This is a genomic window from Xanthomonas sp. CFBP 8443 (assembly GCF_025666195.1).
In the GTDB taxonomy this organism is placed as follows: Bacteria; Pseudomonadota; Gammaproteobacteria; order Xanthomonadales; family Xanthomonadaceae; genus Xanthomonas_A.
The window spans coordinates 2,220,286-2,245,115 of sequence record NZ_CP102592.1 but is presented as its reverse complement, the minus strand read 5'-3'; the positions used below and the strand labels follow the sequence as shown (position 1 = coordinate 2,245,115).

Annotated in this window: 22 protein-coding genes and 3 tRNA genes; 12 read left to right on the top strand and 13 right to left on the bottom strand. The window is 66.7% G+C overall.

The genetic code is table 11. From position 1 onward, the window contains the following. Window positions 1-25 precede the first annotated feature (25 nt). From thiD to NUG20_RS09630, 4 genes are all read left to right on the top strand, one after another. Window positions 26-835 (top strand): bifunctional hydroxymethylpyrimidine kinase/phosphomethylpyrimidine kinase, encoded by an 810-nt coding sequence (gene thiD, locus NUG20_RS09645; RefSeq protein ID WP_263398108.1) that lies wholly within the window; start codon window positions 26-28, stop codon window positions 833-835. Then, on the top strand, window positions 832-1,683 hold the full coding sequence (locus NUG20_RS09640; protein ID WP_263398107.1) for an alpha/beta hydrolase family protein: 852 nt from the start codon (window positions 832-834) through the stop codon (window positions 1,681-1,683). The genes thiD and NUG20_RS09640 overlap by 4 nt, the downstream gene beginning before the upstream one ends. A gap of 63 nt (window positions 1,684-1,746) precedes the next feature. Next, window positions 1,747-1,823, top strand: a tRNA-Arg gene (locus NUG20_RS09635). Window positions 1,824-1,995: 172 nt separating this feature from the next. Beyond that, window positions 1,996-2,072: transfer RNA gene (locus tag NUG20_RS09630), tRNA-Arg, on the top strand. Between the two features lie 89 nt (window positions 2,073-2,161). Here NUG20_RS09630 and NUG20_RS09625 read toward each other — a convergent pair. Further along, the gene (locus tag NUG20_RS09625; RefSeq protein WP_263398440.1) at window positions 2,162-3,151 is read right to left on the bottom strand and encodes a DedA family protein/thiosulfate sulfurtransferase GlpE; all 990 of its coding nucleotides are present in this window, start codon (window positions 3,149-3,151) and stop codon (window positions 2,162-2,164) included. A 110-nt stretch (window positions 3,152-3,261) separates the two neighbouring features. Next, window positions 3,262-4,188: a LysR substrate-binding domain-containing protein gene (locus NUG20_RS09620; RefSeq protein ID WP_263398106.1), complete on the bottom strand. Its 927-nt coding sequence runs from the start codon at window positions 4,186-4,188 to the stop codon at window positions 3,262-3,264. 161 nt (window positions 4,189-4,349) lie between these two features. On the opposite strand from NUG20_RS09620, the gene NUG20_RS09615 reads away from it, so the two are divergent. The 5 genes from NUG20_RS09615 (at window position 4,350) to NUG20_RS09595 (ending at window position 10,834) form a co-directional block, all read left to right on the top strand. Next, window positions 4,350-5,051 (top strand): pirin family protein, encoded by a 702-nt coding sequence (locus NUG20_RS09615; RefSeq protein ID WP_263398105.1) that lies wholly within the window; start codon window positions 4,350-4,352, stop codon window positions 5,049-5,051. 301 nt (window positions 5,052-5,352) lie between these two features. After that, entirely contained in the window at window positions 5,353-5,748 is a 396-nt protein-coding gene (arr, locus tag NUG20_RS09610) for an NAD(+)--rifampin ADP-ribosyltransferase (RefSeq protein WP_343237623.1), read from the top strand. Between the two features lie 205 nt (window positions 5,749-5,953). Continuing rightward, on the top strand, window positions 5,954-6,571 hold the full coding sequence (locus tag NUG20_RS09605) for a TetR/AcrR family transcriptional regulator (protein ID WP_263398103.1): 618 nt from the start codon (window positions 5,954-5,956) through the stop codon (window positions 6,569-6,571). A gap of 79 nt (window positions 6,572-6,650) precedes the next feature. Further along, window positions 6,651-7,769: an efflux RND transporter periplasmic adaptor subunit gene (locus tag NUG20_RS09600; protein WP_263398102.1), complete on the top strand. Its 1,119-nt coding sequence runs from the start codon at window positions 6,651-6,653 to the stop codon at window positions 7,767-7,769. Then, complete coding sequence (locus NUG20_RS09595; protein ID WP_263398101.1) at window positions 7,766-10,834, top strand: efflux RND transporter permease subunit; 3,069 nt, start codon at window positions 7,766-7,768, stop codon at window positions 10,832-10,834. The genes NUG20_RS09600 and NUG20_RS09595 overlap by 4 nt, the downstream gene beginning before the upstream one ends. Window positions 10,835-11,006: 172 nt before the next feature. On the opposite strand, the gene NUG20_RS09590 is transcribed toward NUG20_RS09595, so the two are convergent. After that, a complete protein-coding gene (locus NUG20_RS09590) occupies window positions 11,007-11,897 on the bottom strand; it encodes a class I SAM-dependent methyltransferase (RefSeq protein WP_263398100.1) in 891 nt (296 codons plus the stop codon). 412 nt (window positions 11,898-12,309) lie between these two features. On the opposite strand from NUG20_RS09590, the gene NUG20_RS09585 reads away from it, so the two are divergent. Both NUG20_RS09585 and NUG20_RS09580 read left to right on the top strand, forming a co-directional pair. Beyond that, a complete protein-coding gene (locus NUG20_RS09585; RefSeq protein ID WP_263398099.1) occupies window positions 12,310-12,723 on the top strand; it encodes a hypothetical protein in 414 nt (137 codons plus the stop codon). Window positions 12,724-12,825: 102 nt separating this feature from the next. Next, window positions 12,826-13,287 (top strand): GNAT family N-acetyltransferase, encoded by a 462-nt coding sequence (locus NUG20_RS09580; protein ID WP_263398098.1) that lies wholly within the window; start codon window positions 12,826-12,828, stop codon window positions 13,285-13,287. 24 nt (window positions 13,288-13,311) lie between these two features. Here NUG20_RS09580 and NUG20_RS09575 read toward each other — a convergent pair whose 3' ends face one another. Next, window positions 13,312-14,469: an MFS transporter gene (locus NUG20_RS09575; RefSeq protein ID WP_263398097.1), complete on the bottom strand. Its 1,158-nt coding sequence runs from the start codon at window positions 14,467-14,469 to the stop codon at window positions 13,312-13,314. Window positions 14,470-14,714: 245 nt separating this feature from the next. Here NUG20_RS09575 and NUG20_RS09570 point away from each other — a divergent pair, with 245 nt between their 5' ends. Next, window positions 14,715-15,626 carry an AraC family transcriptional regulator gene (locus tag NUG20_RS09570; RefSeq protein WP_263398096.1) on the top strand — a complete coding sequence of 304 codons (912 nt, stop codon included), beginning with the start codon at window positions 14,715-14,717 and terminating at the stop codon, window positions 15,624-15,626. Window positions 15,627-15,744: 118 nt separating this feature from the next. Here the strand turns inward: NUG20_RS09570 and NUG20_RS21845 are convergent, their stop codons facing one another. The 9 genes from NUG20_RS21845 to NUG20_RS09530 all read right to left on the bottom strand — a co-directional run bounded on the left by NUG20_RS21845 (window position 15,745) and on the right by NUG20_RS09530 (window position 24,530). Then, the gene (locus tag NUG20_RS21845) at window positions 15,745-16,176 is read right to left on the bottom strand and encodes a DUF6538 domain-containing protein (protein WP_317852740.1); all 432 of its coding nucleotides are present in this window, start codon (window positions 16,174-16,176) and stop codon (window positions 15,745-15,747) included. Window positions 16,177-16,256: 80 nt separating this feature from the next. After that, window positions 16,257-16,349, bottom strand: a tRNA-Ser gene (locus NUG20_RS09565). 81 nt (window positions 16,350-16,430) lie between these two features. Next, on the bottom strand, window positions 16,431-16,643 hold the full coding sequence (gene csrA / locus NUG20_RS09560) for a carbon storage regulator CsrA (protein ID WP_263109581.1): 213 nt from the start codon (window positions 16,641-16,643) through the stop codon (window positions 16,431-16,433). Between the two features lie 133 nt (window positions 16,644-16,776). Then, window positions 16,777-19,425: an alanine--tRNA ligase gene (gene alaS, locus NUG20_RS09555; protein ID WP_263398095.1), complete on the bottom strand. Its 2,649-nt coding sequence runs from the start codon at window positions 19,423-19,425 to the stop codon at window positions 16,777-16,779. A gap of 106 nt (window positions 19,426-19,531) precedes the next feature. Continuing rightward, window positions 19,532-20,026 carry a recombination regulator RecX gene (gene recX, locus NUG20_RS09550; RefSeq protein ID WP_263398094.1) on the bottom strand — a complete coding sequence of 165 codons (495 nt, stop codon included), beginning with the start codon at window positions 20,024-20,026 and terminating at the stop codon, window positions 19,532-19,534. Window positions 20,027-20,144: 118 nt separating this feature from the next. After that, on the bottom strand, window positions 20,145-21,194 hold the full coding sequence (gene recA / locus NUG20_RS09545) for a recombinase RecA (protein WP_263398093.1): 1,050 nt from the start codon (window positions 21,192-21,194) through the stop codon (window positions 20,145-20,147). Between the two features lie 196 nt (window positions 21,195-21,390). Continuing rightward, window positions 21,391-22,026 (bottom strand): transcriptional repressor LexA, encoded by a 636-nt coding sequence (lexA, locus tag NUG20_RS09540; RefSeq protein ID WP_263398092.1) that lies wholly within the window; start codon window positions 22,024-22,026, stop codon window positions 21,391-21,393. A gap of 306 nt (window positions 22,027-22,332) precedes the next feature. Further along, window positions 22,333-24,009, bottom strand: coding sequence for an ABC1 kinase family protein (locus NUG20_RS09535; RefSeq protein WP_263398439.1), 1,677 nt, complete (start codon window positions 24,007-24,009; stop codon window positions 22,333-22,335). 26 nt (window positions 24,010-24,035) lie between these two features. Then, the gene (locus tag NUG20_RS09530; RefSeq protein WP_263398091.1) at window positions 24,036-24,530 is read right to left on the bottom strand and encodes a CinA family protein; all 495 of its coding nucleotides are present in this window, start codon (window positions 24,528-24,530) and stop codon (window positions 24,036-24,038) included. Window positions 24,531-24,830 lie beyond the last annotated feature (300 nt).

Genomic DNA, 24,830 nt, shown 5'->3' with positions numbered 1-24,830 from the left:
GCAGCCGACGCTGCACAATCGGCGCATGAGCGAACCATCCGTCGTCTCCGCACTGAGCATCGCCGGCACCGACTCCGGCGGCGGCGCCGGCATCCAGGCCGACCTGAAGACCTTCGCCGCGCATCGCGTGCACGGCGTGTCAGCGATCGCCGCACTGACCGCGCAGCACACCCGCGGGGTCAGCGCCGTGCACGTGCCGCCGCTGGCGTTCCTGCGCGCGCAGATCGACGCCTGCTTCGCCGATTTCGACATCGCCGCGGTCAAGCTCGGCATGCTCGCCAATGCCGCGGTGATCCACTTGGTCGCCGACGCGCTGGAGGAATACCGCCCGCCGTTCGTGGTGCTGGACCCGGTGATGGTCGCCACCAGCGGCGCCAAGCTGCTCGAAGACGAGGCGCTGGATGCGCTGCGCAGCCGCCTGTTGCCGCTGGCGACGCTGGTCACCCCGAACACGCCGGAAGCGCAGCTGCTGCTGGGCCGTCCGATCGAGAACGCCGACGATGCCGAGCACGCCACCGCCGCGCTGCTGCAGGCCGGCGCGCAGGCGGTGCTGCTCAAGGGCGGCCACCTGGCCGAAGGCCACCGGGTGATCGATCGCTACGACGACGGCGTCAGCCGCAGCGAATTCAGCCATGCGCGGCTGGCGCTGCAGGCGCACGGCACCGGCTGCACCCTCGCCTCGGCGATCGCCGCGCAGCTGTGCCAGGGCCTGGCGTTGCCGGTGGCCTGCGAAGCGGCGATCGACTACGTCGCCCGCGCGCTGCAGGGCGGCTACCGCCCCGGCCGCGGCGATGTGGTGGTGCTGGACCACTTCGGCGCAGCGCGCGGCGCATGAGCGTGCAGGCGATGACGGACCAGGCGCTGCCGGCCAGCGCCGGCGACGGCCATCGCTGGAGCGTGCTGACGCGCATTCCCGCCGCGCCGCGCCAGGCGCTGCTGTGGCTGCCTGCGCTGGGCGTGGCCGCGCGCCACTACCTGCCGTTGGCCGAGGCGCTGGCCGCACGCGGCGTGGCCGTGTTCCTGCACGAATGGCGCGGCAACGGCAGCAGCACGCTGCGCCCGTCGCGCGCCTGCGACTGGGGCTACCGGCAACTGCTGTGCGAGGACCTGCCGGCCAGCCACGCGGCGCTGGCGCAGCACAGCGCGCTGCCGCTGACCGTCGGCGGCCACAGCCTCGGCGGGCAGCTCGCCTGCTGCTACGCCGCGCTGCATCCGCAGGCCTTCGCGCAGCTGTGGCTGGTCGCCAGCGGCACGCCGTACTGGCGCCATTTCGCCGCGCCGCGTCGCTATCTGCTGCCGTTGGCGTACCGCCTGATGGCATGGCTGGCGCAGCGCCAGGGCGTGCTGCACGGACGCCGACTCGGCTTCGGCGGCACTGAGGCGCGCGGCCTGATCGCGGACTGGACGCGCGTGGGCCTGAGCGGTCGCTATGCGGCCGTGGGCATGACCGCCGATCTGGAAGCGCTGCTGGCGCAACTCACCGCACCGGTGCGCGGCGTGCTGTTGCAGGACGACTGGATGGGACCGGAAACCTCGCTGCGCGCTTTTATGTGCAAGCTGGCGCCGCGCAGGCTCGAGGTGCAGTCGCTGGATGCGGCGCAACTGGGCACCACGGCCGACCATTTCGCCTGGATGCGGCGGCCGGCGGCGGTGGCGCACGCCCTGCTCGGCGCCGCAGGATGAATTTTTTGCGCGAAGGGCATTGACGGGTCCGGGGGACTCGGTAATAATTCCGCTCCTGACGACGCGCCCGTAGCTCAGTTGGATAGAGTACCTGGCTACGAACCAGGCGGTCGGGAGTTCGAATCTCTCCGGGCGCACCAGTCAGATGAAAAACGACAAACTCGGTTTGTCGTTTTTTTTTGCGTGTCCGCCGGCCATTCGCGGACATGCGACACCTACATCGCCGCGCACGGCCATCGGCCTTTCCGCGCATCGGCGCACGCCGGTGTAGACGGATCGGCAGAACTCGGGAATAATCCCGCGCCTGACGACGCGCCCGTAGCTCAGTTGGATAGAGTACCTGGCTACGAACCAGGCGGTCGGGAGTTCGAATCTCTCCGGGCGCACCAGTCAGATCAAAAACGACAAGCCTGCGCTTGTCGTTTTTTTGCCTTTCGATTCGCTGGTGCCCGCACCGCAAGCGCTTGCGCGCAGCCGCTTACGCAGCGACCTTGCCGCCGATGCCCGGGGCCGGCGCTGCCGTCCCGCCACCCAGCTCGATCACCGCGTAACCCGCCGCGCGCCATGCATCCAGGCCGCCGCGCAGCGGCACCACGTCCTCGTAGTGATGCTGGCGCAGGCGCGTGGCCAGCACCGCCGCCGATACTTCGTTCGGGCAGGCGCAGTAGATGACGATCTTGCGATCGCGCGGCAGCGCCGCGACGATGGCGTCGATGCGGCGATCGTCCACTTCCATCGCGCCAGGAATCGCATACGGCTCGAGCGTGCGATAGCCCGGTGCGCGGATGTCCAGCACCATCGGCGTGGCCTCGCCCTGCATCAGCGCATACAGCTCGTCCACGTCGATGCGCAGCGTCTCCATCGACTTCAGCAGCGTATGCCGGCGCCACGCGCGATAACCGATGTAGAGCACCAGCAAGCCCGCCAGCAGCAGCACCGCGCGCGTGCCGAGCAGGCTCAACCAGTCCAGCACGTCCTCCACCTGGTCGGCGAACGCCAGGCCGAGCAGCAAACCGCAGCCGGCCCACAGCGCCGCGCCCAGCGCGTCGTAGCGCAGGAACGCGCCCGGCCGCGCCCGCATCGCCCCGGCCATCGGCACCGACACCATCGACAGGCCGGGCACGAACTTGGCCACCGCCAGCACGCGCACGCCCCAGCGGGTGTAGAAGCGCTCGGTCCGCTTCATGCAGGTATCGCGCGACAGCGACAGGCGGCACAGCGACTGCAGCGTGCGGTTGCCGTAGCGGCGCCCGGCGCCGAACCAGACCAGATCACCGATCAGGCTGGCCGCGATCGACACCGACAGCGCGGCCAGCAGGCTGCTCCAGACCGCGCTGCCGTCGAGCAGCGCATAGGTCGCACCGACCAGGATCAGGGTCGGCAATGCCGGCACCGGCAGGCCCAGCGACAATGCCAGCACGTTGACGAAGACCAGACCCAGGCCGTAACGCGCGATCAGTTCCTGCATGGCCATGCCCGCGCCGGGGAGAAGAAGGGATGCGGCATTATCCTCCGGTCATCGGCGTCCGGCGCGCACGACGGCGCATCACCGGCGGAACAGACCCGCCCATCGGGCGCTCACTCCAGCCGCGACTGCAGCCGCGCCAGCCACGCCTCGAACACCCCGGGCTGGCGCATGCGCGCGCGCCACCACGCCAGCGCCGCGCCCTCCTCGCCGCTGCGCCACGCCAGCTGGAATACCTCGTCCGGCTTCGGCTCCTCGACCTGCTTGCGTACCAGCGCGCCGCGCGCCAGCGCCGCCCGCGCGTAGGGCTCGGGCAGGAATCCGAACCCCAGCCCGGCCAGCTGCAGGCGGTACTTGCTGGGCATATCCGGCACGGTCAGCGTGTCCTGGCCGAACAGCAGCCCGACCGTGCGCGGCAGCAGCCGCCGCGCCGAATCGGCGACCGCGACCGCACGGTGCTCGGCCAACTGGCTGCGGCCGAGCGGCTCGACCGCCTGCGCCAGCGGATGCGCGGGCGCGACCACGAACACGAACGGCAACGTGCCGAACGGCTCGGCGACATAGCCGCCGCCGCTGGGCCCCTCCCCGGCCGCGCCGACCAGCAGGTCCACGCGCCGGTCCAGCAGCGCCTCCCAGGTGCCGGACAGCGATTCCTGCACGATCCGCAGCCGGGTCTGGTCGGCGACCGCGTAGAACGCGGCCACGTCCTCTGCCAGGCAGTCCGGCGCGAACACCGAGTCCAGGCCCAGCGCGAACTCGGTCTCCCAGCCGGAGGCGACGCGGCGCACACGCAGTTCCAGATCGCTGGCCGCGCGCAGCAGGTGCCGGCCCTCGCGCAGCAGCTCGGCCCCGGCCGCGGTGAGCGCCACCTTCGGCCCCAGCCGCGCGAACAGCTGCACACCCAGGTCCTCCTCCAGCTTGGCCACCGTGTAGGAAATGGTCGATGGCACCTTGTACAGCGCCTTGCCGGCCGCCGAGAACGAGCCGCGGCGGTCGATGGCGTCGAGGATCTGCAAGGCGTCGAGGCTGATCTTGAGCATTCGAATTTTTCGATGATAGAGACCGAATCTATCCGTTTTTCAAATCCGGGACCAGTGCGGATACTTGTCCTCACCGCAAGGCAGCCACGAAATCCAACCGATATCGCCGCCGCCCTGCCTATCGATCCACTTGCACATACCGCCACTATCAGGAGCTTCTCATGCTGCAGATCCGCCCCAGCGACACCCGCGGCCGCGCCGAGCACGGCTGGCTGTCCTCGCGCCACACCTTCTCCTTCGGCCACTACCACGACCCGCGCCACATGGGCTTCGGCCCGCTGCGGGTGATCAACGAAGACCGGGTGCAGCCGGGCCAGGGCTTCGGCACCCATGCGCACAGCAACATGGAGATCCTGTCCTACGTGCTCGACGGCGCGCTGGAACACAAGGACAGCATGGGCAACGGCTCGGTGCTGCGCTACGGCGACGTGCAGCGCATGAGCGCCGGCTCCGGGGTCAGCCACAGCGAGTTCAATCACTCGGCCAGCGAGCCGGTGCACTTCCTGCAGATCTGGCTGATGCCGGAACGCGCCGGGATCGAACCTGGCTACGAGGAAAAGCACTTCGCGCCGGAGACCAAGCGCGGCCAGCTGCGCCTGATCGCCGCGCCGCAGGGCGAGGACGGCGCCGTGCGGATCCACCAGGATGCGCGCATCTACGCGGCGATCCTGGACGGCGACGAGCGCGTCGACTACCCGCTGGCCGACGGACGCGGCGCCTACGTGCAGGTCATCCGCGGCGCGCTCACGGTCAATGGCCAGGCACTGAAAGCCGGCGACGCGGCGCAGGCCGTGGACGAGGCGCAGCTGCACTTCGCCGATGCGCAGGACACGGAATTCCTGCTGTTCGACCTGCCGCGCTGAGCTCCGTAACGCGCGCCTTTCCGCAAGGCGAGGCGCGCAACGGAACAGACCCGCCCTCGCGGCGGGTTTGTCCGTGCGCGTGATGCGCCGGCGACGCGCTCGCCGGCGCCCGCGCAGCCCTACCCGCCTGGTGCCAGATCGGCACCACGCTGCCCAGTGCGCCGCCATGCCATAAAAAAAGGGAGACGCCACGCGCCTCCCCACCATGAATTTATATAACGCATGGGGGCTTGCGGCAAGGCCCTGCGCTTCATGCAGCATCGCCGACCTGTCGATACGGCAGGGAACCGGAGCAACGATGATGGACACGCAGACGTACTACCACGGCACCAAGGCCGACCTGCAGCCGGGCGATCTGATCGAGCCCGGTTACGCCTCCAACTACGGCAAACGGAAGCCGGCCGCTTTCGTCTACCTGACCGCCACGCTGGACGCGGCCATCTGGGGAGCCGAACTGGCCATGGGCGAAGGTCGCGGCAGGATCTACCTCGTGGAACCCACAGGACCGATAGAAGACGATCCGAACCTGACCGACAAGCGCTTCCCGGGCAACCCCACCAAGTCCTACCGCTGCCGGCAACCATTGCGCGTCCTGGGCGAGGTCGCGGAATGGGAGGGTCATGCCCCCGGCAGGCTCAAGGAGATGCACGATCACCTTGAGCAACTCAAGCAACAAGGGATCGAGGCGATCGACTAGCCCAGCGCTGTTCGGCCGCGGGCACTTCGCCCAGGCCGACGCCGTTCGCGGCGCGGCTTGCCCTGGCAAGCTGCAAGGCCGGCGCCCCTGGCGCCTGCAGGATCGACGCTTGAAGCGCCGGCGTTCGGCGCCCTTAGTTGGAAGTGACCAGTATTCCATTCAGTCACAATTTGCCAGCCCGACTACCCGTCGATAAAGTGCCCGCATGAGCATCGATACCGATAACCCGGCGCCCACGCGCGGCCCCGGGGACCATGAGGTCCGCGACCAGATCGTCGCCGCCGCGACCGAGCACTTCAGCCACTACGGCTACGAGAAAACGACCGTGTCCGACTTGGCACGGGCGATCGGCTTCTCCAAGGCCTACATCTACAAGTTCTTCGCTTCGAAACAGTCGATCGGAGAAGCCATCTGCGGCACCTGCCTGCGCGGCATCGAGCAGCAGATCGAGGCGGCCATCGCCAGCACCGACAGCGCACCGGAGCAGCTGCGGCGCATGTTCCGTGTAGCCGTGGAAGCGAGCGTGGAGCTGTTCAATGAGGACCGGAAGCTCTACGAGATCGCCGTCGCGGCGGCTTCGGAGGGCTGGCCCACAGCTGTCGCCTACGAGGCCCGGGTGGGTGCGCACCTGCAGAAGATCCTGGAGCTGGGCCGGGCCGCGGGCGACTTCGAGCGCAAGACGCCGCTGGACGAGGCGTCTCACGCCATCTATCTGGTCATGCGCCCGTACCTGAACCCGTTGCTGCTGCGTCACAGCCTGCAGTACAGCGAAGAGGCGCCGACGCGGCTCTCTAGCCTGATCCTGAGAAGCCTGTCGCCTTGATCGCAAGTTAGTGACCATTGACAATATTGGTCACTAGGAACACCATACCGGCATCAATAGTTCCTTTCCGGGTTCTTCCATGCCGCGGCACCGTTCTCCAGGCCTGCTGTCACTTTCCCTGCTCTCCCTCGCCCTGGCCGCCTGCAGTGGCAAGCCGCCGCCGGATCCCAGGACCGCGCCGCCGCTGGTGCGGGTCGAGGCCGTGCGTGCCGGGTCCACCGAGACCCGTTCCTTCACCGGCACCATCCAGGCACGGGTGCAAAGCGACCTAGGCTTCCGCGTCTCCGGCAAGGTGCTGGAGCGGTTGGTGGATGCGGGGAAAGACATAAAACGCGGCCAGCCGCTGATGCGCATGGACCCCGCCGATCTGGACCTGGCCAGCAGTGCGCAGCGCCAAGCGGTGGCTGCCGCCAGGGCGCGCGCGACGCAGGCCGGCCAGGACGAGGTGCGGTACCGGAAGCTGGCGGCGAGCCAGGTGGTTTCGCAGTCCGCTTACGACCAGATCAAGGCCGCGGCGGACACCGCGCAGGCGGAACTGCATGCCGCACAGGCGCAGGCGGCGGTGGCTGCCAACGCCAGCGGCTATGCGACGCTGCTTGCCGATAGCGATGGCGTGGTCGCCCAGACTCTGGCCGAGCCGGGCCAGGTCGTTGCCGCCGGACAGGTGGTGGTGCGCCTGGCCCGTTCCGGTCCGCGCGAAGCGGTCGTGCAGTTGCCGGAGACAGTGCGTCCAGCGCTGGGTTCCACCGCCACGGCCAGCATCTATGGCCGCTCCGGCGCCCCGGAGACTGCGCGCCTGCGGGTGCTGTCCAGCGCGGCCGATCCGCTGTCGCGCACCTTCGAAGCGCGCTATGTGCTGGATGCGCAGGAGCAGCCGCCGCCGTTGGGTGCCACGGTGACGCTGCAGCTGCCCAGCCAGGACGCGGCGACCGTGGCCAGCGGCGTGCTCGTCCCGCTGGCCGGGCTGAGCGACAGCGGCAAGGGTCCGGGCGTCTGGCTCATCGACGGCCAACCGGCGAAGGCGAGTTGGCGGCCGGTGAAGGTGCTGCGCATCGGCGATGACAGCGCATACGTGTCCGGCAACCTCAAGGACGGCGACCGCGTCGCCGCACTGGGCGCGCACCTGCTGCGCGAAGGCCAGCCGGTGCGCATTCTGGAGCGTACGGCCGCAGCCCGTGCCGGAGTGCCCGCACCGTGAGCGGCTTCAATCTTTCCGCGCTGGCAGTGCGGGAACGCTCCATCACCGTGTTCCTGATCCTGCTGGTGTCGCTGGCCGGCATCGTCTCGTTCTTCAAGCTCGGCCGCGCCGAGGATCCGGCGTTCACGGTGAAGGTGATGACCGTCGTCACCGCCTGGCCGGGCGCCACGGCCCAGGAAATGCAGGACCAGGTGGCCGAGAAGCTGGAGAAGCGGCTGCAGGAACTGCGCTGGTACGACCGCAGCGAGACCTTCACCCGCCCCGGCCTGGCGTTCACCACGCTGAGCCTGCTGGACAGCACGCCGCCTTCGCAGGTGCAGGACGAGTTCTACCAGGCGCGCAAGAAAATGCAGGACGAGGCGGCGAACCTGCCGGCCGGCGTGATCGGGCCGATGGTCAACGACGAATATGCCGACGTCACCTTCGCCCTGTTCGCACTGAAGGCCAAGGGCGAGCCGCACCGTGTCCTGACCCGCGACGCGGAGACGCTGCGCCAGCGGATCCTGCACGTGCCCGGCGTCAAGAAGGTCAACATCATTGGCGAACAGCCCGAGCGCATCTTCGTCGAGTTCTCCCACGAGCGCCTGGCCACCCTGGGCATCAGCCCGCAGGACGTGTTCGCCGCGCTGAACGGGCAGAACGCACTGACTCCGTCCGGCTCGGTGGACACCAAAGGCACGACGGTATTCGTCAGGCTCGATGGCGCCCTGGACGAACTGGACAAGATCCGCAACACGCCGATCGTGTCTGGCGGCAAGACAGTCAAGCTGGCCGACATCGCCACCGTCAAGCGTGGCTATGAAGACCCTGCCACCTTCCTCATCCGTAACGGTGGCGAGCCTGCGCTGCTGCTTGGCGTGGTCATGCGCGATGGCTGGAATGGACTCGACCTCGGCAAGGCGCTGGACGGCGAAATGGCGGCGATCAACAGCGAGCTGCCGCTGGGCATGGCGCTGAACAAGGTGACCGACCAGTCCGACAACATCAGCGCGTCGGTCGACGAATTCATGGTGAAGTTCTTCGTGGCGCTGGTGGTGGTGATGCTGGTCTGCTTCGTCAGCATGGGCTGGCGGGTCGGCGTGGTGGTGGCCGCCGCGGTACCGCTGACGTTGGCGGCGGTGTTCTTGATCATGGCCGCCACCGGCAAGAACTTCGACCGCATCACCCTGGGTTCGCTGATCCTTGCGCTGGGCTTGCTGGTGGACGATGCCATCATCGCCATCGAGATGATGGTGGTGAAGATGGAAGAAGGCTTCAGCCGCGTGGCCGCCTCGGCCTACGCGTGGAGCCATACCGCCGCACCGATGCTGTCCGGCACGCTGGTCACCGCGGTCGGCTTCATGCCCAATGGCTTCGCGCGTTCGACGGCCGGCGAGTACACCAGCAACATGTTCTGGATCGTCGGCATTGCGCTGATCGCGTCGTGGGTGGTCGCGGTGGTGTTCACGCCGTATCTGGGCGTGAAGCTGCTGCCGCAGCTCAAACAGGTGGAAGGCGGCCACCAGGCGATGTACGACACGCCGCGCTACAACCGCTTCCGCCGCCTGCTGAACGGGGTGATCGGACGCAAGTGGCTGGTGGCGGGTTCGGTGGTGGTGCTGTTCGCGCTGGCGATCCTCGGCATGGGCGCGGTGAAGAAGCAGTTCTTCCCGATCTCAGATCGCCCGGAAGTGCTGGTGGAAGTGCAGATGCCGTATGGCACCGCGATCGCGCAGACCAGCGCGGCCACGGCCAAGGTCGAGGCCTGGCTGGCCAGGCAGAAGGAGGCCCGCATCGTTACCGCCTACATCGGCCAGGGCGCTCCGCGCTTCTTCCTGGCCATGTCGCCGGAACTGCCCGACCCCGCGTTCGCCAAGATCGTCATCCGCACCGACAACCAGGAGGAGCGCGAAGCATTGAAGCACCGGCTGCGCACGGCAGTGGCCGCAGGCCTGGCACCGGAAGCGCAGGTGCGCGTAAGCCAACTGGTGTTCGGCCCGTACTCGCCGTTCCCGGTGGCCTACCGGGTGAGCGGCCCGGACCCGGACGTGCTGCGCGGCATCGCCAGCCAGGTCGAAGCGCAGCTGCGTGCCAGCCCGACGATGCGCACGGTCAACAGCGACTGGGGTGCGCGCACGCCGGCGCTGCACTTCAGCCTGGACCAGGACCGCCTGCAGGCGGTCGGGCTGAGCTCCAGCAGTGCCGCCCAGCAGCTGCAGTTCCTGCTGAACGGCGTGCCGGTGACCACCGTGCGTGAGGACATCCGCACCGTGCAGGTGCTGGCGCGTTCGTCCGGCACGACCCGCCTGGACCCAGCCAAGGTGCAGGATTTCACCCTGACCGGTGCGGCGGGGCAGCGCATTCCGCTGTCGCAGATCGGCACGGTGGACGTGCGCATGGAAGAACCGTTGATGCGCCGCCGCGATCGCGTTCCCACCATCACCGTGCGCGGCGACATTGCCGAGGGCCTGCAGCCGCCGGATGTTTCCAAGGCGATGACCGCCGCGCTCGCGCCGCTGCGTGAAACGCTGCCCAAGGGCTACAGCATCACTGAGGCGGGCGCGATCGAGGAATCCGGCAAGGCGATGGCGGCGATGCTGCCCCTGTTCCCAATCATGCTGGCGCTGACCCTGCTGATCATCGTGCTGCAGGTCCGCTCGATGTCGGCGATGATCATGGTGTTCCTGACCAGCCCGCTCGGCCTGATCGGCGTGGTGCCGACGCTGCTGCTGTTCCAGCAACCGTTCGGCATCAACGCGCTGGTCGGCCTGATCGCGTTGTCCGGCATCCTGATGCGCAACACGCTGATCCTGATCGGGCAGATCCACCACAACGAACATGAAGGTATGAACGCGCGCCAGGCGCTGGTGGAGGCCACCGTGCAACGTGCGCGGCCGGTGATCCTGACCGCGCTGGCAGCGGTGCTCGCCTTCATCCCGCTCACCCACTCGGTGTTCTGGGGAACCCTGGCCTACACCCTGATCGGCGGCACGATCGCCGGCACAGTGCTGACCCTGGTATTCCTGCCGGCCATGTATTCCATCTGGTTCAAGATCCGCGCCGATGCGGCGCAGGAAGCGAAGTGATGCACACGACCAACGACGTCCAAACGTAGGCAACCGGCATCAGCGGGAGCGCCGCGTTCTCTGTAGTCGCAGCGCGGCTCGACGAAGCATGAATCCACATACGATTAAACCAACACAACAATCGCCAATCCCTGCATTAATCTTAGGCGCTGATCGCCTTTGGTTAGGCTATCTACCGCGAAACGGCATATCCCTTGGGGACAGCGACCATGGAAAAAGCCGTTGACCAGCTGTAATCGTGAAGATCCGTCTGGGCAATCACGTCATAGCCTGCTTTTTCGAGTTCCGCTGCCCAGGCGTCTGCGGGTTGCTCATAATTTGACGGAACGATGGACCGAAGTTGCCCCAGCAGCATTGGCGCAAGAAAGCCTCCGGCTACAAGCGCGGCGTTCTGGCCATACTCAGATGCAGCGCGCTCATAGCGCTGAGCGAGCGACTTGTAATAGACCAAGCTTCCAGATGTAAGCGCCGGAACATCGAATTCGACAATGACGAGCCTTGCCACATGCCGGGCCAAGGTTGCCAATGCCTGCTCACGCGCCTTCGTCTCGATTGATTGGAGCGCGAATGTGGATTGAGCCAAATCCCAGCGATCTTCCGCACCGATATCTCCGACAAACTTCTCCAATGTCATACGATGCCCGCGGGCAAAAGGCAGAGATGCAGTGAGATTGCCCAAAAGCACATCGTTGGGCTCAACAACGTCAAGCCGCGCAAGCACGTGCGCGCTGGAAGTGATCGCAGGGATCAGCGCCATGCCGTCACCCGCGCCGATATCTAGCAACGTGCTTGGCCGAACAGCGTCGTAAAGCTTGGCCAGATCGGCGCTGACCGCTGCGTACAGCGCCAGGTTGCCCCCACCGCGAATGAATACTTCAAAGGCGCGCGGTTCGTCGTAGGCGTTGCGGGAGCCCCCATGATTGAGAACATCGCTTAACGCACGACCCATGATGGATCCTTGCTGCGCAGCACGCTCAAGAAGGCGCTTACTCTCTGCGACGTCTTTGGAACCGATGGCAAGCAACGCATCGGCAAGATCGTCACCAGAGGCAACGTCATTCATACTTTCCCACCTGATTTTTGGCCTGAAGGGAGGCGTGGCTTGGGGCAACAAAGGCAAGCTGGGTCATGGGTTGGATCGGCGGATACACAACTCGGCCTGCCCGACGCGCTGCTGACCTGCTCCGTGTTCCTACGAGCGACAGCGCCAGGGCAACGCGTCTTCTAAAACGTGATGCGTGAGTTGGGGAAGCTGCCGAAGCCTACCATGCTGGCGCGTAGCCGCTCGACCCGTGGATGCGCGTGGAGACGTGGCAAACCTTTCATCGCTGGGCGCGCAACGCCTGCAGTTTGAGACCGCAATGCTGGCGCTCGCGAGAGCACCATGGTGAAGTGATGCTGCATCACATTGAGGCGATCCATCCATGAGCACAGTTTGCCGAGGCCATCGGCTTCTATCTCCACAACACGCGAGCATGACCACCGCCATGGAACGTATCCATTCCATCCGAACTCTGGTGCTTGCCTCGCTTGTGGCCATCTCGCTTGCAGGATGCGCGGCAGGTGATCCCGTCGCGAGCCGGCCTATCGAAGGCCCTGTGCGTCTGGGAGAAATTGCGGCGGTCGATGGGCCCAGGGTGCGTCCCGAACGCGTCATCGAGGACAGCCGCTGTCCGGCCGACGTTCAATGCATTCACGCTGGACGGCTGATCGTCAAGGTAACCGTACTCGGTGGCGGCTGGTCCAAGCAGATTGACCTCACGCTCGGCGCCCCGGTACCCGTTGCCGGTGGAACGTTGACGCTGGTGGACGCTACCCCCGTTCCCATCGATGGGGACGCCGCGGCATCCGCCGCTCGCTTCACCTTCAAGTTTCAGGGCGGCCGCTAGCCAAAGCGACCGACTGCTCTGAACACACTTTTAGTCGACGCGGGTGACTCGCTACCGCAATCCTCCTTCGTGCAGCGTGCCTGTCTGCGGCAAACTGGAGGCATGGATACGATTCGGACCTACCGTCCTGACGACTTCGGCGCCTGCCTGTCGCTGTTCGATGGCAATGTACCGGCGTTCTTCAGCGCTGAGGAACGCCCTGACTTCGTGCGATTTCTAACACACCATGCCGCTGCCTGGCACTACCAAGTCATTGAGCGCGCGGATGAAGTGATTGCGTGCGCGGGCTACTCAATCGGCACGGACGGCACGACAGCCAGCCTCTGCTGGGGCATGGTCCATCCAAAGCTGCATCGGCAAGGCCTGGGGACAATGCTGCTCTTGGCTCGGCTGGAAGCCCTGCGCCTGAGGCCGGACGTCGCGCAAGTCGTGCTGGACACCAGCCAACACACACAGGCCTTCTACGCTCGCTTTGGCTTTGTGGTGAAGCAAGTAGTGCCAGATGGCTATGGTGCGGGCCTGGACCGGTGGGATATGGCGCTCGACCTGAAGGTGCCGGCATAGCGCTGCTCAGAGGGCTGATGACAGCTAGATGTGAAACGCCGGAACTGCCGAGAGCGTCGGCGAGTTCATCCTGACTCGGAATGCAATGAGCAGGCTAGCGAGGAGCATCACTGTCGCGGCAACAATGAGGACTGCAACGATACCCCCCAGCCCGAACACAAGCCCGCCCAAGGCGGCCCCCGCCGCGATGGAGGACTGCACCGCGGCGACCACCATCCCGCCGGCACTCTCGGCCTGATCGGGCACCGCACGCGCGACCCAGCTCGACCAGGCTACGGGCACGCCACCGAAGGCCAGGCCCCAGAGCGCGACAAGGATCGATAGCCCACCAACGCCCACCGGCAACAGGACCATGCCGAGCGCGGCTACGCCCACCAAGGCAGGCATGATCACCAACGTGACTTTCAAACTGCGCTCCATGAGCCAGCCGGCCAGTAGTGTGCCGACGAAGTTCGCCACGCCGAAACCGAGCAGAATCAGCGCTAGGCCATCGGCGCTCATCTGCCCCAGGCTCTCCAACGTTGGGCGGATATAGGTAAAGAGCGAATACTGGCCGGTGTGCGCCAGGACGCAGCCGAGCATTCCGAGCGCAACGCCTGGCCGGCGCAAGAGTCCCACCACCGACTCTGGGAGTGCCTCCTCACGCGGGGCCATTCGGGGCAGCGTGAACCACTGGAACGCAAAAGTGAGTCCACCTACCGCCGTCGCAGCCCAAAAGGCGCTGCGCCAGCCCAGCAGGCCTCCCAGGTAGCTCCCCAAAGGAACGGATACCACCGTGCCGACCGCAATCCCGCTGAAGATGATGGAAAGCGCGCGAGGCACGCGCTGTGGCGGCACCAACCGCATGGCCACCGCCGCTGCCATGCTCCAGAAGCCGCCCAGCGCCACGCCCAGAAGGACTCGCATCACCAGCAGGACTCCCATGCTGGAAGACAGCGCCACCAAGGCGTTGGAGAGGATCATCAGGCCCGTGAAACTCAACAGCACCCGGCGCCTGTCTATCGAACGGGTCAGCCGAGGCACAAGCAGTCCAGCGAACAGGGCCACCACAGCAGTGACCGTCACCGCTTGACCGGCCAGCGCCTCCGACACAGCCAGATCCGCCGCCATCGGCGTCAACAGGCTGGCAGGCAGATATTCGGCCGTGAGCAGCCCAAAGACACCCATGGCCAGCGAAAACACGGCCACCCATGCCGATGAAGACGGCTCCCTGCTACCCCATACCACAGAATCAGGCGCGTCTGCGGCATCAACTACCTCATTACTCATCAAAGATCCCAGTGCAATCGTGCAGCCGAGAGTCTATGGAGCCGAGTCAGGATGATCTATGATTGTCTGACCTGTATTTTTGATCGAAACCCCTGTCCGCCTCAATAAGCCACGCTCCACCCCAGCCCACCGATCTGATCAGTCAGCTGCTGACCGGCATGCGGTTACATGGCGTCCAATACCGACGCATTCAGACCGGGCCGACCTTTGGGCTTGGATTTCCCCTAAAGCCAGGGCATGCCTACTTCCACTACTTGGCGGTGGGCAATGCGATTCTTCGTAGCGCGGACGGCAGCCAACACCGTCTATCCGCCGGGGATGTCGTGCTTGTTCCCCGCGGAGAAGGACACGCGTTGTTGTCTGGTGAGGACCATCCAGTCCAGTGCCTAGAAACGATAGACGCAGCCCCACTAGGTGACGCGGTGAGCGGGATAGACACGTGCCCGAGCACACATCCCGTGCCAAGCGCCGTGCTCTTCCACGGATGCATGGTGTTCGATCTAGGTGGCATGCATGGGCTGAGCAAGTTGATGCCGACCGTGATGTTGGCCGATGGCAACGCCGCTCAGTTTTCTGGGCTGTTGCCGATGGTCGACGCGATGAAGCGCGAAGTGTGCTCAGGACGTATTGGATTTGCCGGAATACTCGCCCGGCTGGCGGATGCAGTCGCCGCCATGATCGTCCGTGATTGGGTCGAGCGCGGTTGCGAAGCAGCATCGGGCCTGGTCATGGCCATGCGCGACCCTCGTCTATCGCTGTCGTTGCTTGCCCTACACAAAGACCCCGGGCGCGACTGGACCGTCGAAGCGCTGGCTGCAGAATCAAACGTCTCACGATCCGTGTTTGCCGATCGGTTCCAGAGCGTCATTGGAACCGCGCCCCTGCGTTACGTGACTGAACTGCGAATGCAGTTGGCAAGTCAATGGCTGACCCACCAAAGCCTATCGATAGAGGCCGTGGCAGAGCGTCTCGGCTACGCGTCGCAGGCAGCTTTCAGTCGCGCCTACAAGCGCGTCATGGGGCACTCTCCTGGCGCGACTCGGCGGGAGCGCCGCTTGGCCTCGCCATAGGAGGCCGCCGCACTGCCTTCGAACCATCGCCTCCCGCTTCGCGGCTCATCGCCGCTGCGCCGTCGGTGCTTGACCAGCCTTGAGCTTGGAGCACGCCACTATCCGAGCCAGGGCCGCCCTAACCCCAGGCGAGTGTTCGTTCCACGCCCTCAACCGAGCCAGGAGCGAAGACGCCCGGGCTGCGCAGGTGATCTCGCAGAGGTAGCCGGCCCGCTCCTTGAAGCTCACGGCCAAAGCGTCGCAATACCATGCGGGCCGCAAGTGCCCGGGTTGGCGCCCTCGTTGAGCAGCTCGAGCGACGACTTCCCTCCAAGCTCCTCAAGAGCTCATCCAGTTCCGACCCCATGCTGCCGTTCCTGATGACTGCAAAGGCCCGAGCTACGCACTGCTGCACCAGCAGCGCGCAGCCAAGCGCGGCTCGATCGCAGGTCGTGCCGGTGCTGCGCTTGACGACTTTGCGGCCGAGGCGCGCCTGCAGATCGGCAGGAATGCGCAAACGAACGTAGAAGCGGCCGGTCTCGCCGCGGGTGAGGTGATGCGCGACTCGCATGGAAGTGTCCAAGCGAGTGGCCAAGGTGGCCGAAAAGAAAAACGCCCGCAAATCGTTGATTTGCGGGCGTTCCTTGACACTGGCGGAGTGAGAGGGATTCGAACCCTCGATAGAGCTTTTGACCCTATACTCCCTTAGCAGGGGAGCCCCTTCAGCCGCTCGGGCATCACTCCGGATTCATGCGTTGCGGATATTCCGCGACCGGGCGCGAAGGATAACGGTTTGTAGGGTCTCAGGTAAACCCTTTCGACGCATCAATCGGCAGATTGATCGCCATGGCCGCCGCCGTGCGAGGTCGGCTCATCGCCGCGCTGGATGCGCTGATAGATCTCTTCGCGATGCACCGCCACATCCTTCGGCGCGGTGATGCCGATGCGCACTTGATTGCCTTTGACCCCAAGCACCGTCACGGTGACCGAATCGCCGATCATCAAGGTTTCGCCTACCCGGCGAGTCAGGATCAACATGTTTTAAATTCTCCAGGGAACCGGTGATTCCCACCGGTACGGCGTCCGACTCGGGCGCCCCATAACGAAAGGGAAAAGAAGATCGATGTTAAGGGAAGCCGCGCCCTGCCAGCAAGGCAGTGCGGCTTCGTGTTCAGGGGAGATGTTGCTTGACCCAGTCGGGTACGCCCTCGAGCGCAAGGGCAAGGGCGGGCCCGTCCTCGCCACCACCCTGGGCGAGATCCGGGCGGCCGCCGCCCTTGCCGGAGATCTGACCGGCGATATGGCTCAGCAGTTCCCCGGCCTTGACCCGGCCCATTGGGCTGCCGTTCACCCCGGCGACCAGGGCGGCCTTGCCCTCGCTGGCCCCGGCCAGCACGATCACGCTGTCGCCCAGCTGCTGCTTCAGGCGGTCCATCGCATCGCGCAATGCCTTGGCATCAAAGCCTTCGAGGCGCACCGCAAGCACCTTCACCCCCGCCACCTGGACCGCCGCGGCGGCCAGATCGGCGGTGGCGCCGGAGGCCAGTTTGGCCTTCAGCGCTTCCAGTTCGCGCTCCAGCCGCTTGTGCTTGTCGCCCAGCTGGCGAATCTTGTCGACCACGTCGCCGGCGCTGCCGCCGACCAGCTCGGCCGCCTCGCGCAGCTTGGCTTCTTCCGCCGCGACATGGTCCAGGGCGCCCTGCCCGGTCACTGCCTCGATGCGGCGCACGCCGGCGGACACGCCGCCTTCGCTGGTGATCTTGAACAGGCCGATGTCGCCGGTGCGCGCCACATGGGTGCCGCCGCACAGCTCGGTGGAGTAGTCGCCCATCCGCAGCACGCGCACGCGCTCGCCGTACTTCTCGCCGAACAGCGCCATCGCGCCGAAGTCCAGCGCTTCCTGCATGCCCATGTGGTGCACTTCGACCGCATGGTTGGCGCGCACCTGCGCGTTGACCTTGCGCTCGATCACCGCCAGTTCTTCGGCGCTCATCGGCTGGAAGTGCGAGAAGTCGAAGCGCAGCCGATCCGGGGCGACCAGCGAGCCTTTCTGCTGTACATGGGTTCCCAGCACTTCGCGCAACGCGGCATGCAGCAGGTGGGTGGCGGAATGGTTGAGGATGGTGGCGCCGCGACGGTCGCTGTCGACCTGCGCCGACAACGTGGCGCCGATCTGCAGGCGGCCGCTGCGCAGCTGGCCGACATGGCCGTGGAACTGGCCGGCGAACTTCTGCGTTTCCTCGACCTGGAACAGCACGCCGTCGGCGCTCAGCTGGCCCAGATCGCCGACCTGGCCACCGGATTCGGCGTAGAACGGGGTGCGATCGAGCAGCACGATCGCCGCATCGCCAGCCTCGACCGACTCGACCGGGCGCCCATCCTTCAATAGCGCGACCACTTTCAGCGCGTCGGCCTGCAAGGCGTCGTAGCCGAGGAAGCCGGTGGGCGCCAGCTGCGCCACCAGGTCGGCCGGCAGCGAGGTGCCGCCGCCGAACTTGCCGGCCGCGCGCGCGGTCTCGCGCTGGCGCTCCATGGCGCTGTCGAAACCGGCCATGTCCACGTCCATGCCGCGCTCGCGCGCGATGTCCGCGGTGAGGTCGACCGGGAAGCCATAGGTGTCGTAGAGGCGGAACGCGTCCGCACCGGGGATGCTGCCATTGGCACGGGCGGCGATCTCGTCGAAGATCTTCATGCCGGCGTCGAGGGTCTCGGCGAAGCGCTCCTCCTCGGCCTGCAGCGCCCGCTGCACGGTGGACAGCGCCGCCGGTAGTTCCGGATACGCCTCGCCCATCAGCTCGGACAGGGTGGCCGCCATCTTGTGGAAGAACGGCTGGCGCACGCCCAGCATCCAGCCATGGCGCAGGGCGCGGCGGATGATCCGGCGCAGTACGTAGCCGCGGCCTTCGTTGGACGGCAGCACGCCATCGACGATCAGGAACGAGCAGGCGCGGATATGGTCGGCGATCACGCGCAACGACTTGTTCTCCAGGTCGGCCATGCCGGTCAGCTCGGAGGCATGGCGGATCAGCGTCTGGAACAGGTCGATCTCGTAGTTGCTGTGCACGTGCTGCAGGATCGCGGCCAGCCGCTCCAGGCCCATGCCGGTATCCACGCACGGCGCCGGCAGCGGCACCAGGGTGCCGTCGGGCTGGCGGTCGAACTGCATGAACACCAGGTTCCAGATCTCGATGAAGCGGTCGCCATCCTCGTCCGGCGAGCCCGGGGGACCGCCGGCGAGGTGCGCGCCGTGATCGTAGAAGATCTCGGTGCACGGGCCGCAGGGGCCGGTGTCGGCCATCTGCCAGAAGTTGTCCGAGGCGTACGGCGCGCCCTTGTTGTCGCCGATGCGCACGATCCGCTCCGGCGGTACCCCGATCATGTCGCGCCACAGCTCGTAGGCCTGCTCGTCGGTGTGGTAGACGGTGACCAGCAGGCGTTCCGCGGGCAGCTTCCAGACCTGGGTCAACAGTTCCCAGGCCCAGGCGATGGCTTCTTTCTTGAAGTAGTCGCCGAACGACCAGTTGCCCAGCATTTCGAAGAAGGTGTGGTGACGCGCGGTATAACCGACCGAATCCAGGTCGTTGTGCTTGCCGCCGGCGCGCAGGCAGCGCTGCACGTCGGCCGCGCGCACGTAGCTGCGCTTCTCGGCGCCAAGGAACACGTCCTTGAACTGCACCATGCCGGAATTGGTGAACAGCAGCGTCGGATCGTTACCCGGCACCAGCGGCGCGGACGGAACGATGGTATGGCCCTTCCCGTTGAAGAACTCGAGGAAGTCGCTGCGGATCTGGGAGGTGGAGAATTTGGCGGGTGCGTTCATGGGCTGGCTATAGACGAGCGGACGGATTTCCGGGCGTACCCCCTCAAGATGAGGGCGTGCGGAAACCGGACAAGACAATCCGCCAAGGTTAGCAGGCCCGGCCCGCTCAGTCCTCAGGCTCGTAGCGCGTGGCCGCGCGGATGCTGTCGCCATCGAAACCGCGCCGCGCCAGCAGATCGGCGGCCTTGCGCCGCTGCTGCAGGTCCACCGGGCCGGCCGCACCGAAGCGCCGCTGCACCAGATCGCGGGCGTTTTCGGTCCAATCGCCCTCGAATGCCGCCATCGCGGTGGCGACGGCCTCGCTGTCCAGGCCGTGGGTGCCCAGTTCGGCGCGAATGTGCAAAGGTCCGTAGCCGGTATTGGCGCGGCTGCGCACCAGCAGTTCGGCGAAGCGGCCATCGTCCTGCCAGCCCTCGCCCGCCAGGCGGTCCACCGCGGCGGCGGCGGCATCCGGCTCCACGCCGCGCACCCGCAATTTGCGGGTCAGTTCCTTGCGCGAATGCTCGCGGCGCACCAGCAGGCCCAAGGCCTTCTGCAGCGGCGTCTGTTCCGGCTGCCGGCGGCGCCGGCGCGGTTCCTGTGCTTGTTCGTCGTCACCCATGCAGGCTCACCGCCACGATCATCAATGTGCCGTCCTTGGCACCTGCCCTCCTGGCTTGCTCAAGACTGCCGAGGGAGACGAGCGGCACTGACTCCACCGCTCCCCCGGCAGAAGACCATCACGCCTCGGCGTCGGCGTCGGCATCCTCGGCTTCGGCCGCACTCGGCGCGATTTCCGTAGGCTGGAACTTCTCGCGCAGCTCGCTTTCCAGCTTCGCCGCCACCTGCGGGTTGTCGCGCAGGTACTGGCGCGAATTGTCCTTGCCCTGGCCGATGCGCTCGCTGCCGTAGCTGTACCAGGCACCGGCCTTCTCGACCAGCTTGGCTTCCACGCCCATGTCGATCAGCTCGCCTTCGCGGCTGATGCCTTCGCCGTACAGGATCTCGGTGATGACCTGCTTGAACGGCGGCGCCAGCTTGTTCTTGACCACCTTGATCTTGGTCTGGTTGCCGATGATCTCGTCGCCCTTCTTGATCGCGCCGATGCGGCGGATGTCCAGGCGCACCGAGGCGTAGAACTTCAACGCGTTGCCGCCGGTGGTCACTTCCGGGCTCTGGCCCGGCATCATCACGCCGATCTTCATGCGCAGCTGGTTGATGAACACCACCAGCGTGTTGGAGCGCTTGATGTTGCCGGTCAGCTTGCGCAGCGCCTGGCTCATCAGGCGGGCCTGCAGGCCCGGCAGCTGGTCGCCCATCTCGCCTTCGATCTCGGCCTTCGGGGTCAGCGCGGCGACCGAGTCGACCACGACGATGTCGACCGAGCCCGAGCGCACCAGCATGTCGGCGATTTCCAGGGCCTGCTCGCCGGTATCGGGCTGCGACAGCAGCAACTCGTCGACGTTGACGCCCAGCTTGGCCGCATAGATCGGGTCCAGCGCATGTTCGGCGTCGATGAACGCGGCGGTGCCGCCCTTCTTCTGGCACTCGGCGATGGCCTGCAGGGTCAGCGTGGTCTTGCCCGAGGATTCCGGGCCGTAGATCTCGACCACACGGCCCTTCGGCAGGCCGCCAATGCCCAGCGCGATGTCCAGCATCAGCGAGCCGGTCGGAATCACTTCCACGGCTTCGATGACGCGATCGCCCATCCGCATCACTGAGCCCTTGCCGAACTGCTTCTCGATCTGGCTCAGGGCAGCGGCGAGCGCGCGCTTCTTGTTCTCGTCCATTTTGGTGTCCTTCGGAGGTGAGGGTGATTTGCGGGGTAGGTTCAATTTAGCGGCCAGGTATCGCACAGGCTGAGACGGTGTGCGGCGATGAAAAAATAATCCGTCCGAGCCCGTGTACGACAGCGGCGAATGGCGATGTACCAGGTCGGAAAAATCCGGCTGGCGGTGTAGTGCATTCCTTGCTCGCGCAAGGATTTCAGCGGTTGGGCCGCAGCAGCCCGCAATACAGGCCTTCGATCGCGAAGTCCTGGTCGGGCAGGACCTCGATCGGTGCGTAGTCCGGGTTGCGCGGCAGCAGGCGGATGCGGTCCTTGCCGATCTTCAGCAGCTTGACCGTGATCTCCTCGTCGATCCGCGCCACCACGATCTGTCCGGAGCGGGCGTCGCGGGTGCGGTGCACGCCGATCAGGTCGCCGTCGAAGATGCCTTCGTCGCGCATGGAGTCGCCCTGCACCTTCAGCAGATAGTCCGGCGCCGGCGAGAAGAACACCCGGTCCAGCACCACGAAGTCGTCCGAGCCGATGTCCGCCCCGATCGGCAGACCGGCAGCGACCCGCCCCAGCACCGGCAAGCGCAGGATGTCGGCGCTGTCGACCTGCGGCGCCGGCGCCGGTGCGGCCGCGCCGGTCACCAGCCGGATCCCGCGCGCCTGGCCCGGTATGCGCCGGATCGCGCCGGCCTGCTCGAGGGCTTCCAGATGGTATTGGGCGGCGCGGACGCCCTTGAAGCCGAAGGCGCGGGCGATCTCGGTCTGCGACGGCGGTGCGCCGTCGTGTTCGATGCGCTCGGCGATCAGGTCGAGGATCGCTTGCTGGGTTTCGGTCAGTTCCATGGTTAGTAGTAATACTACTAAAAACGGAAATGGGCAACTGTTACGTGACCTGCCAGGACGTCCGGCTACGGGGCGGATCGGGCGAGCGGCAGGAGTGGAACCTGCCGTGCTTCAACGGCGGCGGGCGTCGCCGGCCAGGTTTGGATCGGCGATCAGGCTGTGTGGATCAACCGAAAACGCAGCCACGCGCCCCACAATGGCCGGCAAATCCTGGATCGACGGCCGCTCGCGACCAATCAGACAGCCACGGAGATCATCGCGGCCGCGCACCGCACCGGCCCCTCCCGCCGGCGCACCCCGCCCCGCTCAGCGCCCGCTGCGCCAGATCGAGATCAGGATCCATACGCCCGACAGCGCCGCGCCGATGAAGCCGCCCACGCCGATCGCCAGCAACCAGCGGCTGGAGACGCCGCCGACGCTGTTCATCACGATCGACGAGCCGATGATCAATGCCGCGGTGACGATGCCCATGGTCAGCCGGTTGGCGGCGCGGTTGACCTGGTCGCCGAAGCCCTTCAGCGAGGTGGTTTCGACGTTGAGCTGCAGCCGCCCGCGCCGCGCCGCCTGCAGCAGCCGGCGGGTATCGCGCGGCAGGTCGCCGAGCAGTTCCAGCGCGCCGAGTACGGTGCGGCGGCCGCGCTTGGCCATCGCGCGCGGGGCGAAGCGCTGCAGCATCACCCGTTCCAAGTACGGCGCCGCGGCGCTGGCCATGTCGAAGTCCGGATCGAGCTGGCGCCCTACCCCTTCCAGGGTCAGGAAGGTCTTGATCATCAACGCCAGGTCGGCCGGCAGCGCCAGCGCGTGCTGGCGCAGGATCGCGGTGACGTCGCCGAGCATCGCGCCGATCCGCAGTTCCTTCAGCGGCACGCCGCGGTACTGGTCGACGAACCCGGCGATCTCCAGCTGCAGCCGCGCCTCGTCGATCTCGACGTCGCCATCGGTCCATTCCAGCAGCACGTCGGCGACCGACTCGGACTCCTGCGTGACCAGCCCGTGCAGCAGTTGCACGACCTGGTAGCGGCGCTGCTCGGAGATGCGCCCGACCATGCCGAAATCGATCACCGCGATGCGCTCGCCCGGCAGGTAGAAGATGTTGCCGGGGTGCGGATCGGCGTGGAAACAGCCGTCCTCGAGCACCATCTTCAACACGATGTCGGCACCGACGCGCGCCAGCCGGCGCCGGTCCAGCCCGGCGGCATCGACCCCGGCCAGATCGCGCCCGCCGATGCCGGCGACGAAGTCCTGCACGTTGAGGGTTTCGCAGGTCCACTGCCAGTGCACGCGCGGGATCACGATCTGGTCGTGGCCCTGGAAATTGGCGGCGATGCGCTCGGCGTTGCGGCATTCGCCGGCGAAGTCCAGCTCGCGCCGCAGCGACAGGGTGAACTGGTGCACCACCTCCGCCGGGTGGTAGCGCTTGAGGTCGGCCGCACGCGCCTCGACGATCTCCGCCAGCCGCGCCAGCAGCCGCAGGTCGGCCTCGATCACGTCGCGGATGCCGGGGCGGCGCACCTTCATCACCACCGGCGTGCCGTCGTGCAGCCACGCGCGGTGGGTCTGCGCCAGCGAGGCGGCGGCCAGCGGCGCTTCCTCGACCTGGGCGAAGATCGCCGACGGCGCTTCGCCCAACGCCTCGATCAGCTGCGGCAGGATCTGTTCGTAGGGCAGCGCAGGCGCCGCGTTCTGCAATTCGCCGAGTTCGTCGATCCACTCCGGCGGCAGCAAGTCCACGCGCGTGGCCAGCACCTGGCCGAGCTTGACGAAGGTCGGGCCGAGATCCTGCAGCGCGCGCCGCACCCGCTGCGGCGCGGACATGCGCAGCATTTCCTCGGCGTTGTGCCAGTGCAGCAGGCGCCCGGCGCGCTCCAGCACGTCGGCCATGCCGATGCGGCGGACCACGTCGCCGAATCCGTAGCGGATCAGCACCGAGGCGATTTCCTGCAATCGCCCCAGGTCGCGGACCGTGCTCAGCGCTTCCCACATCGCGGTCGCCATCTAGCCGCCGGCGCTCACAGCAGCGCGCCGAGTCCGCGCAGCGCCGCGGCGACGGTCTGCCGGCGCACCGCGTCGCGATCGCCATCGAAATGGAACAGCTGCGCGCTGGCGTAGCCGCCGCGCCGCTTCCAGCCCACCCACACGGTGCCGACCGGTTTGTCGGCGGAGCCGCCGCCGGGACCGGCGATGCCGGTCACCGCCACCGCGATGCTGGCGCCGGAATTGACCAGCGCGCCGGACACCATCTCGATCACCGTCTCGCGGCTGACCGCGCCATGGTGTTCCAGCGTCTGCGGACGCACGCCGAGCAACGCCTGCTTGGCTTCGTAGCTGTAGGCGACCATGCCGCAGTCGAACCAGTCCGAGGAGCCGGAGATATCGGTCATCGCCTTGGCGATCCAGCCGCCGCTGCAGCTCTCGGCGGTGACCAGGCGCTCGCGCGTGGTGCGCAGCTGGTCGCTGAGCGCAGTGGCGAGCTGCAGGAGTTGCGAATCGGTGGGGACGTTCATGGCACAGCTCGGGAAACCAATGCGCTTTGTAGCCCAATTCGCTACGGCTGTCGCGCCTGCGCGGTGCGAGGCCATGCGTGGCTTCAGCGATGCTGGCGCAGGCGGGGTAGCTGGCGCTTGTGGGTCAGATACAACCTAGCCGGCATGGCTGCGCCAGCATTGTCTTCGCGGCGCAGCGAAGAAGAACAGCGACGTTGCGATTGAGAGAACGCCACTGCAGGAGCGGCTTCAGCCGCGACCGGCGCTACCGGTACGGCCTGTCGCGGCTGAAGCCGCTCCTACAGAACTTGCGCGAGCTGT

Bases quoted from the DNA above. Each gene is read 5' to 3' on its own strand.
- NUG20_RS09580 (WP_263398098.1), top strand. From the start codon at position 12,826: ATGGATACGATTCGGACCTACCGTCCTGACGACTTCGGCGCCTGCCTG.
- arr (WP_343237623.1), top strand. From the start codon at position 5,353: ATGGACACGCAGACGTACTACCACGGCACCAAGGCCGACCTGCAGCCG.
- thiD (WP_263398108.1), top strand. From the start codon at position 26: ATGAGCGAACCATCCGTCGTCTCCGCACTGAGCATCGCCGGCACCGAC.
- NUG20_RS09625 (WP_263398440.1), bottom strand. From the start codon at position 3,151: ATGCAGGAACTGATCGCGCGTTACGGCCTGGGTCTGGTCTTCGTCAAC.
- NUG20_RS21845 (WP_317852740.1), bottom strand. From the start codon at position 16,176: ATGCGAGTCGCGCATCACCTCACCCGCGGCGAGACCGGCCGCTTCTAC.
- NUG20_RS09530 (WP_263398091.1), bottom strand. From the start codon at position 24,530: ATGAACGTCCCCACCGATTCGCAACTCCTGCAGCTCGCCACTGCGCTC.
- recX (WP_263398094.1), bottom strand. From the start codon at position 20,026: ATGGGTGACGACGAACAAGCACAGGAACCGCGCCGGCGCCGCCGGCAG.
- alaS (WP_263398095.1), bottom strand. From the start codon at position 19,425: ATGAACGCACCCGCCAAATTCTCCACCTCCCAGATCCGCAGCGACTTC.
- NUG20_RS09640 (WP_263398107.1), top strand. From the start codon at position 832: ATGAGCGTGCAGGCGATGACGGACCAGGCGCTGCCGGCCAGCGCCGGC.
- recA (WP_263398093.1), bottom strand. From the start codon at position 21,194: ATGGACGAGAACAAGAAGCGCGCGCTCGCCGCTGCCCTGAGCCAGATC.
- NUG20_RS09615 (WP_263398105.1), top strand. From the start codon at position 4,350: ATGCTGCAGATCCGCCCCAGCGACACCCGCGGCCGCGCCGAGCACGGC.
- NUG20_RS09600 (WP_263398102.1), top strand. From the start codon at position 6,651: ATGCCGCGGCACCGTTCTCCAGGCCTGCTGTCACTTTCCCTGCTCTCC.
- NUG20_RS09620 (WP_263398106.1), bottom strand. From the start codon at position 4,188: ATGCTCAAGATCAGCCTCGACGCCTTGCAGATCCTCGACGCCATCGAC.
- NUG20_RS09590 (WP_263398100.1), bottom strand. From the start codon at position 11,897: ATGAATGACGTTGCCTCTGGTGACGATCTTGCCGATGCGTTGCTTGCC.
- lexA (WP_263398092.1), bottom strand. From the start codon at position 22,026: ATGGAACTGACCGAAACCCAGCAAGCGATCCTCGACCTGATCGCCGAG.
- csrA (WP_263109581.1), bottom strand. From the start codon at position 16,643: ATGTTGATCCTGACTCGCCGGGTAGGCGAAACCTTGATGATCGGCGAT.
- NUG20_RS09585 (WP_263398099.1), top strand. From the start codon at position 12,310: ATGACCACCGCCATGGAACGTATCCATTCCATCCGAACTCTGGTGCTT.
- NUG20_RS09605 (WP_263398103.1), top strand. From the start codon at position 5,954: ATGAGCATCGATACCGATAACCCGGCGCCCACGCGCGGCCCCGGGGAC.
- NUG20_RS09570 (WP_263398096.1), top strand. From the start codon at position 14,715: ATGCGGTTACATGGCGTCCAATACCGACGCATTCAGACCGGGCCGACC.
- NUG20_RS09535 (WP_263398439.1), bottom strand. From the start codon at position 24,009: ATGTGGGAAGCGCTGAGCACGGTCCGCGACCTGGGGCGATTGCAGGAA.